Here is a 13892-nt window from a genome sequence, read left to right as displayed (position 1 = left end):
CAGTAGCTTCTCTTCAACCCACCCTCTGCGGTGCTCATAAGACTTCCCTGTAAAACAGTCTTCACCGCATAAAAATGCTTGGCGTACACAGCGAGAAATACAATGATAGTATTTTGTATCAACCAAACTTATTTGACGCTTTCTTGCGATTGCCATATTACACCCTGTTTGTTTTTTGCACTAATTAAAAGTTAGTGCAAAATATAGAAAATACAAACTTTAGGATGGGTGTCATCTTTGTTGGATCTTTGTTGCCAGCAAAGGCCCTTGTAGAAGCTCAAAAACAAAAGGAATTAACATTGCGCTAGGCAATGACTACTTAGCGTCACAAGGTTTAGTATCATTGAAAGATATTTGGATCAATATTCATTACGGGAGATGAACCGCCCATTGCGCTTCCTGTTAATAAAAAGCGCATGATGGGTGGTGTGGGGGCTGGAGGTTAGAGACCTCCGGCTACCCGATTATGCTTACAGCACCCTGAAAGATTCCACCCATTGGCTATAACCATCTGTATTTTCGTCCAATTTAGTAATCGGCTTCGGGTTTTCCAAAGGTAACACTTTTGAAATAAACGCAATTCTATTTTTATATAGTTTAATGGTGCATATCCACGTGCTAGCTACGTTTTGGTAAGTTCCCTTAGCTAAGAATTTGTGAGAGGTAGAATCAGGCAAATTTCGCTGCTCTATGACATTGAACTGGCCAGTAGAGCTAAACCTTTTCTGAGAGTGTTCATTTACAATGTCGGGAAGAACTTTTTGAAATTGCTCAGTTGTCATTTCTTTGGGTAGTGTAACCCACTCAATAGTGTGTAACCCTTGAGGAGTCCAGTAACCTGAACCAATGAAAAAATCGACGAATAATTGATTGAGATAAACTGTATCTTTAGCATTTGGATGAATCAACGCAGGTAAATCTACAATAAATTCATTATTTGGAGATGTATATGTCTCATTTTTAAAGTCCATCTTTCCTGAAACATTTAGCGTAGAACATGACATCAAGAAGAAAACCAAACCAAGTATTGCAGCAATTCTCAAAATTAACTCCTGTAAGCATAACGAGGCTGTAGAATAACTCTAACAGCCAAATTCAATTAAAAAACGAGCTCCTATAATTAACTCTAAGCGTTTTTAAAGCATTAGGTAATGCATTTGGAACCCATAAAGCAGGCTGTTTTTCTTAAAAAAGAGTAATTCTACAGCCACAACGGCCTGTTAACAGGCAATAAAATAGTTGACTAAAATAAGCGACGATGGAGCAAAAGCCAACTGTTTTTTGTCCTTGTTTAACAGCTTGTTAGCTATAAATTTGTATCAAGCTTGAGTAACTCACCTGATAAAACATTAAAGGTATAATAAATCGTGTCGTATTCTGTAGCCGTATAAACCAAAACAAGATTATTATTGATAATTTGATAGCCTTCTATATTTTCCATAACTGATGTTAATTTAGAACCATCATACTCCGATACTAATAACTCTTTTTTATCATATTGGTTTAAGAAACCATCTTTATTAGTGTCTTTTTTTGCTACCGAATATATGTTTTTACTTAGAATATTTCGGTACTGAGTTTCCTTCTCTTGAGTTGGAGAAAACTCAACAATTAGTGCATTGCTCGAAAATAATAAATTATTTTTTTCACCAACCTTAGTAAACATTAAATTAACTGCGTTGCTGCTTAAACTTAATGATGATGAAACAACTATCATTTCCGCATTGGCACTATAAGATTGTTCTTCCACTATTTTATCTGAGGTTATTTCTAATAAATGTACGTCTTTTATTTGACCTACATATCTTTTTTCTAATTTTGGTTTTTGGTGTTCTTTTTGCGCATCATCATGATCAATAACTTGAACCGTTGGTTCAGAGTAATCTTTTCTTAGTAGATCCTTGATGATGTTTTTACCTATCGCAATAATTACAATTATCGCTGCGATAAATAGTAATACCTTATTGGATTTCTCAATGAAATTCATAATACGAGTGCCCAACTAGAACCCCTTATAGTTAACAGCGTTTTACCAAGAATACCGATAAACACTTTGCTAAAAGTGGCCGTACTCACATAAATACGCATTAAAATTTATAATAATATTATTAACTTACTAATTTATGATGACGATGACAACAAAAATTAGCACTACCATACCGAGAATTTACTTAATCAAGAACTGACATTTTTGTTAACCGAGAATAAATAACGTACATTAAAATAAAATCAATAAGTTACGACCAGCGCAAAATACAAAGCGAGAATTAAAACTAATTACATACCGAGAATTTTAGTATCGAAATCGCCCCCCCCCTATTAAGGGTACGATTTACCCTTGTTTTAGTGATACAAAAAATGCGCCGTACTCTTCACATTCAAAATGTCTGTTAAGCTTTATTTAATTCGAAAAGCGGTAAAACATTCTGGGAGAGTATGGTTTGAGGTATGAAGTTAAGTCGCTCATTTCAAGAAAAAAGAGGGGCAGATCACTTGCCCCTTTGTTTAGTTACTTTGATAGTTTGTTGTGAATTTCGTTGGGTTTAGTGGTACTCAACTCAACCTATGCGGATGCTTTGAATAGTAATATTTTAGGGTGCGACGTATTTTAAAAAACAAAAAAGGCAGGTTCACTTTACCTGCCTTTTTATGACTACCCTTTTATTTGTTACTCTTTTATTTGTTGAGCAGCTACATTACTCAGCTCGCCCTTGCACACCGTAAATTGCAGGGCGTTTTAGCTGGGCATTTAAAGGTAAGTAACACGCTAGTGCACCGAGGCTAATTACAAACAATAACGTCATAAATAACATACCAAACTGTATAATTTGTGGTATGCCACCAGCAATGAATTGCAATGGTTGCTGTAAGGTCAGCAGTAACGTAATACTCAGTATTATGCCCGCTATTATTGCGCTGCCATTTTGCTTAAATACCAACAAAAACAATGCCAGTGGCTTTGCGCCAATACATAAATGAATGCCTATTTCAGCGCGGCGTAACAATACCGAGTAACGCATAATGCCTATCAAACCAATGCTGGTTAGGGCAATGGTTGCTGCGATAATCATCAACGTTGTCGCCGATACCACATAATGGCGAAACAGTGCCGTGTCGCGCTGTGCATTTAACGGCTCTAACTGATGCACCGACAACCCTGAGTTGCTATTTTGCAATAACGTATTAAGCGTATTTTTTGTTAATTGCTGGCCCTGCTTAAGCGCTACAATAAATGAACGATAGCCTTTACGTGCTAAAAACGCTTTTGGTTGTGCCTTACTTTGCCCAGGAATGGGCATTGCTTTGACTATGCCTATAATTGTCAGGTCATTCTCGCGCCCTGAGGTCATATCAAAACTTAGCCGCTTGCCTAACGCATTGCCATCTGGCGATAACTGCTTTGCAAACACATCGTTAATAATAATGACCTTTGTATTGCTTTTAGTATCCTCGTTTGTAAAACCTCGCCCCTGTAACACGGGTTGTTTAAGTAATGAAAAATACTGTGCATCAACTGATTTACCATAGGGTAGTACGCTTTGATTGCTTACCACCTCAACCAATGACCAAGTAATTAAATTATCGTTAATCGGTGATGATGAACGACTTACTTGCCTAACCTCGGGTAATAAAGCAATCTCGTTAGCTACTTGATTTAATAATTGATTTGCTTGCTCTCTATCTGCCGCTACATGGCTTGCTAAATTAACCTCAAGACTGATTAGTTGATCAAGTGGCACTGTAAAAGCATCGTCAATATTGGTTTTATTCACGTTAAAGACTAAAAAATTAATAAATAATAATGTACACGCCACCGCTACTTGAAAGGCGACCAAGCCTTGCCATACGCGCTTACCTACCTGTACTGCTGTACCTTTACCTGCTGATTTTAAACCGCCAATTAATTGTTGATAATTTATAATTCGCGTACATAAAAAGGCGAACAACGTGGTTAATATTAAGCCGCTAAACAATGTGATAAGAAATGATACTGCGTTGATAGAAAGCTCATTAGCGCGCGGTAATATTGCCATGGCAAAATCGCTTAAGGTTGCTAAAAAAGCCGCCGCGAGCGCAAGCCCAATGCTACTTGCCAAAGCAATGAGTAAGGCAACCTCTAGCCAAAATTGCTTAAACAAAGTAAGCCGTGTTGCACCCAGTGCCGCACTCAGTGCTAATGTATGTTTGCGCGCTGCTGTTCGTACTATAAACACGTTACTAATATTTACGCAGGCAATAATAACCAAACCCGCAACGGCTAAAATAAGCCAATAAATATTTTGTGGCGTTTCTTTTAAAATCACTGTTTGCAAGGTGTTTAGCTCAAGCTCGATATACCAACCTGCAAAAAATGCTTCTGTATCAATATGCTGCTGCCATACGTTATCCACATACTGCGATAACGTTTTACTTGCCTGCTCAAGGCTTATATTACTTGGTAATTTGGCTACAAAATGACTGCGCGAATAACGGTTCCACCAAAACGGCTTAGCTTCTGCTGAGGTTAAATTGTAATCCCACGGGAGCCACACAGCGGTCGTTTGCCCCGTTTTGATAAGTGCAGGCGATTTAAAATCAGCCGCTGCCACACCTATAATTTTAAACTGCTGAGCACCTACGCTCAGTGTTTGGCCTATTATATTATCTTTGCCGGCAAAGTCATTTTGCCAAGTTTGATAGCTTATAACTGCAACGGGGTTAAAGCTATCAAGGGCTTCAGTTTGCGTAAAACCACGCCCTAAATGCAGCTTAATAGCAAACATATCAAACCACTGCGGGGTAACAAATGAGGTGTTTACTATGGGTAAGCCCGCTACATCATCTAAGCGTTGTTCACCGTAATACACCAATGCCACTTGCTCAAATAAATTATGGTTTTTATATAAATCAATTAGTGCTGGGTAATTAAAAGCGCGGGTATTGAGCGTGCCTGTTTGGTCAATTTGAGCGTACTCAGCTTTAACTAAACGCGCTTGGTCAGGATACGGTAGCGGTTTTAACAGCATAATATACGCCAGTGTGAGTACGGTAATTAGTGCAGCTAACACTACACTTAATGTTGTAATGACACTTAGGCTATAAACCCGATGATTTATTAAATTAGCAACGGCACTTTTAAGGTTGTAGCTCATTATTGTGCCCCCGTTAGTAATTGATTAACCGGCTTAGTGACGTATTTTTGCATTACCAACACAATAGTCATAAAAGTTAGTAAGGTAATAACCAGTAAAGTAAACCCGCCTAAAGCAGCGCTTAATGGGTTTGCTAACGAGACTGTGGTTAAGTTAAAAATTCCTATTTTTGTAAACACAATAGCTAACACAATGGTAAAGGCACTCACAAAGCCAAACAGCAGGTACTTGGCATGATCAAACAGCATTAATAGCACAACCTGATAAGGCTTAGCACCTATAGCCATTCGCGTAGCAATTTCAGTAAGCCGTATTTGTAAGCTAATACTTAGCACACCATACAAACCAATTGCGGCAATAAACAGTGCGCTTACGGCGGTGCTAATTGCACCATAGAGCGCAAGTTTGCTATGACTAAGCTGCTGCGCATGTTGCTGTTCAAGGCTTATAAATTCACTAATTGCTAAGCGGCTATCAATGTTATTAAGCACACTTAATAGCTGTTGCCTTGTTATTGTTTGTTCGGTATTTGTTTGTTCGGTATTTGTTTGTTCGGTATTTGTTTGTTCGGTATTTGTTTGTTCGGTATTTGTTTGTTCGGTATTTGTTTGTTCGGTATTTGTTTGTTCGGTATTTGTTTGTTCGGTATTTGTTTGTCCTGCTTTCGTTTTAATTAAAAAATTAAGTGCCCCAGGGTTTGAGGCTTGATACATTACAAATCGCTCGCCATCAACATTAGGTAAGTGTTTGTCTGCAACCACACCAATCACTGTAAACTCACGCTGTGTTGGTGTAATGCGCGTGCCTACGGCGTTGCCTTCTGGACTTAGATAATGAGCAAACGATTGGTTTATAACAATGCCTGAATCGCCGTCTACTAGCTCTTGGTAATTAAAGTTACGCCCAGAAAGCAGTGGTAAATCAAGTAATGAAAAGCTGTGTTCGTCGGCTAGATTTATAAAGCTGGTGTATCGCTCTTGGCGTTTTACATCGTTTATTGGCCAGCCCCAATGATGTGCAAATGGCGAGCGAGCCCGCGATACTACCTCTACACCCGCTAGGCTATTGAGTGCGTTAACTGTTGCTTGTACAAACTCTTTACTTTGCTCGCGGCTTATTGGCTGCGCGCCTACGGCTTCTACCGATAAGCTATAACGATCAGCCACAGCAAAACCCAGTGGTTGATTTACTTTTTTAAGCGCGTCGTTTATTACCAGTGTTGATGCAAACATCAGCACGCTGGCAAAAGTGATCTGTAAAACAATAAATACTTGGCGTTTGACGTTGTTAATTTGACTACTTTGCCCTTTTCCTGAGCCACTCAATTGTGATTGTAGCTGCCCATAATTTAAATGTGGCGTACTCACCTTTGCTAAAATAACACCGGTAAACACCACAAATAATACAACTGTAAAATAAGAAACCCAGCCGAGCGCAAGCTCATTCACTCTTGGTAAAAACTCGCCAAACTGTGCTTTTATCAGCATTAACGCTAATTGTGCAAGTACTAACGCCAAGCAACTAGCAATGATCAACAAAGTCACAATATCCACTAAGTTACGCATATAAATGTGCTGTGTTTTTGCCCCAACAACATGATGAATAGCAATAGTGTGACTTTGCAGCTGATATTTAGCTAACAATAAATTAGCTACGTTTGTTAAGGCAATCAGTAGTAAACCCACAGATGCTGCAATAAGCACCTGTAAAATAGTTTTACTGTCGCCTAAAATAACTGTGTGTAATGGCGTTACTTGCATATTAAGCTGCCAACCTTTTAAAAAGGCACGCTCGGTCACTTGTGGCAGCCATAGTTGATTAGCGCGCTGTGCAAGCTTTAAAGCAAGTTGTGCAGGGTCAATATTAGTGTTTAATTTAGCTAACATAGCTATCATTGGGCTGATACCAGCCCAGCTCTGCGTTTGATCTTTACGTGGGTTATAACTAAACGGCAGCCATACCTCTCGTGTTTGTGAAGGTCTGTGCATTTGCGGTTCATGAGCAAACTCGTCAAGTACACCGCTGACACTAAAATGGCTCCCTCCAACGCTTAAGGTTTTGCCTATCACGTCGGTATTTGCAGCAAAATGTTGCTGCCAAAACTGATAACTAATCACCGCTTGAGGCCGTTGTTGATCTAAAGCGGTCGTGTCATTTATTACGCTTAAAGGGCTCCCTAGGTGCATTTCCCAACCGAGTAAGTCAAACCACTGCGGGGTAACATAACTCACAAAAACTTTAGGCTGGTTTGGCAACGAGCTAATAATAGCCTCGTCATAATAATTAAGGGCTGCCACACCAAACTCACTTTGATTATTATAAATATCAAGTACACCTGGGTAAGTGAATGCACTATTATCAATTGCGCCATTTTGCTTTATTTGTTGTTGTTCTATTTTATAAAGTGACGACTGTTCTGGGTACGGTAATGGCTTTAAAATAACGTTATACGCCAAAGTAATAACACAAATAAGTACCGCAAGTGTTAAGCCTACCGTTAATACAAAACTGGTATTTAACAGTGGTTTTTGTTTTAGGTTTTGCCACGCTGTTTGCAAAAAGTATTGCATAAAGTTCTCACTAAATTAGCTGTTTATTATGCGCTTAACGCCTCATTGGTATTTACTGCACCGAGCATTTCGCCATCTAATAACTTTAATTGCCTAGTGGCCATATCGCCGTAACGCGGATCATGTGTGACCATACAAATAGTGGTACCTGCAGCGTTTAGCTCACTGAGAACTTGCATTACTTGGTCGCCCGATTTTGAATCTAAATTACCCGTTGGCTCATCCACTAACAGGATTGCGGGTTGGGCCACCAACGCCCGCGCAATCGCCACGCGCTGTTGCTGACCGCCCGATAACTGATTCGGTTTATGGCTCATACGATGCCCCAGCCCTACTTTTTCAAGGCACGCTTTTACTTTTTCAGCAATTACTTGCTTGTTTGGTTTAGAGTGATGATAACGCAGTGGTAACGCCACATTGTCAAACACGCTTAGCTCGTCAATTAAATTAAATGATTGAAAAATAAACCCTATTTTTGCATTGCGAATTTCAGCCGCTTGATTAAGCGAAAGCGCCGACACGTTTTTCCCTTCAATTAAATACTCGCCGCTGGTTGGCATATCAAGTAGGCCCAATAGTGAAAGTAATGTTGATTTACCACAGCCAGATGGTCCCGATATCGACAAATATTCACCACGATAAATACACAAATCAATACTGCGCAGTGCGTAGGTTTGTAGTTCTTGGGTTTCAAATACCTTACTAATGCCCTTCATTGCTAATACGACATCGGCTTGGGGGTGCGTTATTTTTTGCTCTGTCATTATTTTCATCCTGTTCATTAGTTAATTAAGATTTCGCTATTGCTGCGAGTAAGGTTGGTTAAATCTGAAATAATTAGTTGTTGTTCTAACTTTGCGCCATTAAGTATCTCGATAAAGCGCCCAGCTTCGCGGCCAAATTTTATATTAACCAAGCGTGCGCTTTGTTGCTGTGCGTTTACCTGATACAGCGCTGTTTCAGTGTGCGGTTTTACATTTGCTGGGCGCTCAATATAAGTCACGTTTTTTAGCTGCGCGACATTAATATTGGCATCAACTGTTAATTGCGGCCTGACATTTTCAGGAAGTTCTTTAGGCAGAGATAATTCTACCTCTACTGTATTGTTGATCACCACAGGGCTTATACGTGCTACCTTTGCCGTTACTATACCGCGGCGTGTATCTACTTCTGCTAGCTGCCCTAATCGAATATCATCCACTTGATTTTGTGGTACTTGAATAATCGCAATGAGTGAATCAACCGAGCCGATAAGCGCAATTTCTTGCCCTGCGTTTACACTTTGCCCAAGCTCTACTGGTAAGCGCTGTAATACGCCATTCATCCCAGCCACCACAGATAAGTTAGCCAATTGTGTTTGTGCCATACCCACTAAACCTTGTTGCTGCTTTATTTGCTCAAGCTGAATTTTTTCAGACTCTATATGCACGGCTTTTAGTTGCTCAGCACGCTGCTTGGCGATCGCTAATTGCTGACTCAGTTGTTGCTCGTCTAGCACGCTACGTTGATAATTAAGCGTTGAAACAATACCCTGCTCAACTAAACTTGTTTCAGCTTTTAATTGTAATTTAGCATTTTCGTAAGCGGCATGGCTTTGTGCTACATGAGAGCGTTCATTTAAAAGTTCGCGGGTATTATTTAACCTTAACTGGCGTAAATTAGCGTTGAGTTTATTAAGCTCTTGTTGGGCGCTTTCAAGTTGCTGCTCAAGTGTTGGATTGGCTAATTGCACTATTACCGAGTCACTGGTCACAATTGCACCGGGCTTTAATAAAATAGCCTGTACTGTGGCGGGTGTTTTTGCCGTTAGCAATTGCTGCTGCGCTGATTTAAGCTCGCCATAACCTGTAACTGTAACCGCAAGCGCGCCTTGACGTACATTAGCGACAATTATATTACTGCGCGCCACAGACACCCCTACTTGGCTACTGCGCTGATAAATCACTCCTGCAATTAAAATAATAGCCAGTAGTAAAATTAACTTATGCCAAAGCGATAACTGCTTTACTACTTTTGTTTTTGCTATGTCCATATTTCACCGCGTTATGCTTTGTATGTTTAAGCTATTGCGAAACACATGCCAACATTAAAATCTAATAAATACATAGCATTATAAATTTACATTATTTAAAAAACCTTATAGAGCTGCGATACCGGACTACCCAGTACCAGTTTGAAACTGGCCATGGTCTAGCGCTTTCAATATGCTCAAAACAGCAACCCCAAAACCGGACTCAAATAGTCCATAATCGGACTAAAAAACCTTATATACCCAAGCCACCTCAAGATACAGTTTCAGTTGGAGTTAAAAGCGATTCAGGCAAGGCATTGATTGCAAATAATGGTTGTTCCCTTGTTAAAATCATTCCCTTATAAAAGTAACGCAGTATAAATCGCTTTTAAACCAACCCGCTGGGTGTTTCACAGGCGCTTACTCTCATCGTTGTTACTTCTTAAAAGGGACTGATCATCTTTAAATAACTAACAAGCTGAAATACAAAAATAAAATCACTGGCATAGAAATCGCTATACGCTACAATCATCCTGCGCTTATTCACCTATTTGGAAGTTTATGTCTGCCACTATTTTGATCATCGAAGATAGCCCTGAAATCCGCCTAAGCGCGCGCTTTATTTTAGAAGATAACGGCTATCAGGTGCTCGAATGCGACTCGCCTTTTACAGCACACACACTAATTGAAGACAGCCAAGCGATTGACCTTATTTTGCTTGATATGAATTTTACCCGCGACACCACTTCAGGTAACGAAGGTATGGCATTTTTACAGCACTTACATAAACAACAATTAGATATTCCCGTCATTGCAATGACTGCGTGGTCGAGCGTCGATCTGGCGGTGCGCGCTATGCAACTAGGTGCATGTGACTTTATTGAAAAACCATGGCAAAACCAGCGTTTATTAAAATTGCTCGATCAGCAACTCACGCTTAAAAAGTTAAATAAACAAAACCAAAAATTGCAGCAACAGCTTAACGATCATACCTCGCCTACATTTGTGTATCAGTCACACGCGATGCAACAGCTGATAAGTCAGTTAGCTAAAGTAGCTAAAACCGATGCCAACATTTTACTAACAGGTGAAAATGGCACGGGTAAAAGCCAATTAGCACAATGGCTTCATCAGCAATCTACGCGCCATACACAACCGTTTATTGCGGTGAATATGGGGGCTATTGTTGAATCATTATTTGAAAGCGAAATGTTTGGTCATAAAAAAGGTGCGTTTACTGATGCTAAAAATGAACGCATTGGCCGCTTTGAACTGGCCGATAACGGCAGTTTATTTTTAGACGAAATAGCCAATATACCGCTACCACAGCAAGCAAAATTACTGCGGGTACTCGAAAGCCAAGAGTTTGAGATGGTTGGCGCGAGTCAAACTAAAAAAACCAATGTACGTTTAATAAGCGCCACCAATGGCGATATTGCCACACTGATAAAACAAGGTCAGTTTAGAGAAGATTTATACTACCGGGTAAACACGTTGGAGTTTGTTATACCGCCACTGCGTGAACGAATGGAAGATATAGTGCCTTTGTGCGAGCACTTTATAAATTTACATGCTAAAAAATACTCAAGCGCTATGCTTACCCTAAGCGAATGCGCTAAACAGGCATTAAACCACTATCCTTGGCCAGGTAATGTACGCGAGTTAAGCCATGTGATTGAACGGGCAATATTACTAGCAGCAACCGATACATTGACCGCCAATGACTTAAATTTACAAAGCAATCAAAGCAGTAACACATTACCATTAATGACACTAGAGCACGCTGAGCGCCAACTAATTAATTTAGCGCTAAAACAAACTCAGGGGCATATTCCTAACGCCGCAAAATTATTAGGTTTAGGCAAATCATCTATGTATCGTCGCCTTGAGAAATACGGTATCACTGTATGAAAAACTGGATAACAAACGGTATAAAAATAAATAGCCTTTATCACTCATCGCTTGAACGCAGCTTAATTGGCTTTGCACTGTTAAGTGGCACTTTAGCGGCGTTGGGTTGCTATTTTATTGGCCAATATTTTGCTTTATCTGTTGTTACTTCTACCGTTATTTCAAGTCTATTTTTAGCTATTTACCTTAAACTGTTTACTCGTACCTACAAAAAAGTGATCAACAGCTTTAACCGCAATCACGCCCACTTAGATGCCATTTTAAACGAAGATTACAACCAACTCGTTAAGCCCAGCTATCAGGCAGGGAGTATTCACAAATTACAGCAAAGCTTGATTGAGTTAAGTGAAGAGTTATTTAAAAAGAAGTCGCGCTACGATCAGCATGTGTTTTTGGTGTATCAATTAATTGAGCATTTTAATGTGCCGATCATGGTGCTCGATCAACACAATAAACTCAGCTATGCCAATAATGCGTTTAGTGAATTTAAACAGACACAATGGCAAACCTTACGCTACACCAGCGCAGAACAATTAGGGCTTACAAAACAAGGCGCACATTGGCAATTTAGCGATGTTATTACAGCCCAGCAATGGCAAATACGTCACAGTGAATTTATAGAGCAAGGCAGCTGTCATCAGCTTATTGTTATGATCGACATCACCTCAGCCCTTCGCGAAAACCAACTGCAAGCATGGCAGCAAATTATTCGCGTACTTGGTCACGAAATTCGCAACTCACTCACCCCTGTTACTGCTATGGCTGAAAATCTCGCCGTGAAGCTCACCGAGCCACGCCAGGTACAAGCGCTTAATGTAATAAGTGAGCGCTGTAATTATCTTAATGAGTTTGTCACCCGCTATGGCGATATAAATAAACCACTGACGCTCAATATAGTTGAAATAGACACGGCTGCATTTTTAAAACAAGTATGTGCAATTTATCCTGATGTTGAATTTAGCTGCGTGACTAACGCCACAACCTTTAAGGCCGACCGCACGTTTATTCACCAAGTGATGATCAACCTAGTAAAAAATGCCATCGAGGCAAGCATCCCGCCCATAAAAATAGCACTGAGCGTGCATAATCAAGGCAAAGTAAACTGCATCACCATTGATGATAACGGCCATGGGCTCGCCAACCCCGACAACATATTCGTGCCATTTTACACTACTAAACAACAGGGCCAAGGCATCGGCCTCAGCTTTTGCCGTAACGTAATAGAGCAACATCACGGTAGCTTGAGTTTAATAAACAAGAACAAAACCCAAGGCGTGATCGCAACCGTCTTGCTGCCTAATTAGTTAATATCGAAAATAAATAATAAAAGATATTTAGCGCAATCTGTGAATACTTTTTTGCACAAACGTTTCGTTTTTTAAATATAACAGCGAAAATGCCCAGCCTCACTCACATTTAACTTAGTGTAATGTGCTGTAATATACTTTTTTTTGAGCCCCTCCTACACTTTTCCTCGATAAATGAATGACCGCACAATAATGTGCAGCACATATAAAAGGAAGAAGAAAATGTCTAATGAAAGCTTATACCTAGTTAAACTACAATTTAAATCTTCTGTAGTTGGTGGGGGTTCTATGGAGATCCAACTTGCCGTAGATCCAGTAACAGGCTCATTAAATGGTCGAGCGAATGGGAGCATTCAAGAAGGGACGCAGCATTCACCTCATTTCACATCCAGTGCATCAGGACATATGCATGCAACTGGCTTTAATGGTGTCACTAAAGTGGGTGCTGTAACAGGCCAAGCCGTTGTATCTTTCCCACCACCGGCAATTGGTAGTTACCAGTCTCCATTTACCGCAAGCTTTGGCGTTGACAATGAATACAATGGTAAAGGTAGTTTCTCTGTTGGTGATAACACCTATCAATGTGAAGTAAGCCTAATAGACTAATCGATTGAAGTTAGTTTTTATATTAAATGGCATTCAATTTTGTTGAATGCCAAATACCAATCGGGATAGATATGGGGTCTATTTAATGATAAAAAAATTGCGCTATAACTAGGGCGTGTTGACCTTTCGTGATTGATTTTGCAGCAGTATGTTTGGTATTTAGGCAAGGCAGAGCCTATGTCGTGTGGTTGTTCCCCATAAATAGGCGATAACGCAGTATAAATGCCAAACATGCGCTGCCCAAAGGGTTCTTCCTAGGGGCGATTGACTCTTTGTTGCTCGGTTTTTACTTAGCCCGCTAGGTTACAAACCTCGCGCCGCGATTAAATCGCCCCTAGATTGAACAAATTTCAAT

The 13892-nt window shown here is 40.0% G+C and carries 9 protein-coding genes and 1 pseudogene; 3 read left to right on the top strand and 7 right to left on the bottom strand.

The features are described 5' to 3' along the window. The 7 genes and pseudogenes from ADS77_RS22275 to ADS77_RS20710 all read right to left on the bottom strand — a co-directional run. Nucleotides 1-156, bottom strand: a pseudogene (locus ADS77_RS22275) (Mobile element protein); the annotation flags it as partial. Between the two features lie 314 nt (nt 157-470). Further along, nucleotides 471-1043: a hypothetical protein gene (locus ADS77_RS20735; protein WP_054456106.1), complete on the bottom strand. Its 573-nt coding sequence runs from the start codon at nt 1041-1043 to the stop codon at nt 471-473. A gap of 263 nt (nt 1044-1306) precedes the next feature. Next, the gene (locus ADS77_RS20730; RefSeq protein WP_235575830.1) at nt 1307-2002 is read right to left on the bottom strand and encodes a hypothetical protein; all 696 of its coding nucleotides are present in this window, start codon (nt 2000-2002) and stop codon (nt 1307-1309) included. Between the two features lie 694 nt (nt 2003-2696). After that, the gene (locus ADS77_RS20725) at nt 2697-5132 is read right to left on the bottom strand and encodes an ABC transporter permease (RefSeq protein WP_054456104.1); all 2436 of its coding nucleotides are present in this window, start codon (nt 5130-5132) and stop codon (nt 2697-2699) included. Next, a complete protein-coding gene (locus ADS77_RS20720) occupies nt 5132-7702 on the bottom strand; it encodes an ABC transporter permease (protein ID WP_054456102.1) in 2571 nt (856 codons plus the stop codon). The genes ADS77_RS20725 and ADS77_RS20720 overlap by 1 nt, the downstream gene beginning before the upstream one ends. Nucleotides 7703-7728: 26 nt before the next feature. Continuing rightward, nucleotides 7729-8466 (bottom strand): ABC transporter ATP-binding protein, encoded by a 738-nt coding sequence (locus ADS77_RS20715; protein ID WP_054203175.1) that lies wholly within the window; start codon nt 8464-8466, stop codon nt 7729-7731. A 17-nt stretch (nt 8467-8483) separates the two neighbouring features. After that, nucleotides 8484-9734 carry an HlyD family secretion protein gene (locus ADS77_RS20710; protein ID WP_054456100.1) on the bottom strand — a complete coding sequence of 417 codons (1251 nt, stop codon included), beginning with the start codon at nt 9732-9734 and terminating at the stop codon, nt 8484-8486. Nucleotides 9735-10274: 540 nt separating this feature from the next. Here ADS77_RS20710 and ADS77_RS20705 point away from each other — a divergent pair. The 3 genes from ADS77_RS20705 to ADS77_RS20695 all read left to right on the top strand — a co-directional run bounded on the left by ADS77_RS20705 (nt 10275) and on the right by ADS77_RS20695 (nt 13537). After that, nucleotides 10275-11624, top strand: a complete 1350-nt coding sequence (locus ADS77_RS20705; RefSeq protein WP_054456098.1) for a sigma-54-dependent transcriptional regulator — start codon at nt 10275-10277, stop codon at nt 11622-11624. Then, on the top strand, nt 11621-12928 hold the full coding sequence (locus ADS77_RS20700; RefSeq protein ID WP_235575828.1) for a sensor histidine kinase: 1308 nt from the start codon (nt 11621-11623) through the stop codon (nt 12926-12928). The genes ADS77_RS20705 and ADS77_RS20700 overlap by 4 nt, the downstream gene beginning before the upstream one ends. A 225-nt stretch (nt 12929-13153) precedes the next feature. Continuing rightward, complete coding sequence (locus ADS77_RS20695) at nt 13154-13537, top strand: DUF1842 domain-containing protein (RefSeq protein WP_054203172.1); 384 nt, start codon at nt 13154-13156, stop codon at nt 13535-13537. Nucleotides 13538-13892: the final 355 nt, after the last annotated feature.

The organism is Pseudoalteromonas porphyrae, from assembly GCF_001298125.1.
In the GTDB taxonomy this organism is placed as follows: Bacteria; Pseudomonadota; Gammaproteobacteria; order Enterobacterales; family Alteromonadaceae; genus Pseudoalteromonas; species Pseudoalteromonas neustonica.
Note: the sequence above shows the minus strand (reverse complement) of the source record. Positions and strands in the feature narration are given on the sequence as shown.

Bases quoted from the DNA above. Each gene is read 5' to 3' on its own strand.
- ADS77_RS20725 (WP_054456104.1), bottom strand. From the start codon at position 5,132: ATGAGCTACAACCTTAAAAGTGCCGTTGCTAATTTAATAAATCATCGG.
- ADS77_RS20720 (WP_054456102.1), bottom strand. From the start codon at position 7,702: ATGCAATACTTTTTGCAAACAGCGTGGCAAAACCTAAAACAAAAACCA.
- ADS77_RS20715 (WP_054203175.1), bottom strand. From the start codon at position 8,466: ATGACAGAGCAAAAAATAACGCACCCCCAAGCCGATGTCGTATTAGCA.
- ADS77_RS20710 (WP_054456100.1), bottom strand. From the start codon at position 9,734: ATGGACATAGCAAAAACAAAAGTAGTAAAGCAGTTATCGCTTTGGCAT.
- ADS77_RS20705 (WP_054456098.1), top strand. From the start codon at position 10,275: ATGTCTGCCACTATTTTGATCATCGAAGATAGCCCTGAAATCCGCCTA.
- ADS77_RS20700 (WP_235575828.1), top strand. From the start codon at position 11,621: ATGAAAAACTGGATAACAAACGGTATAAAAATAAATAGCCTTTATCAC.
- ADS77_RS20695 (WP_054203172.1), top strand. From the start codon at position 13,154: ATGTCTAATGAAAGCTTATACCTAGTTAAACTACAATTTAAATCTTCT.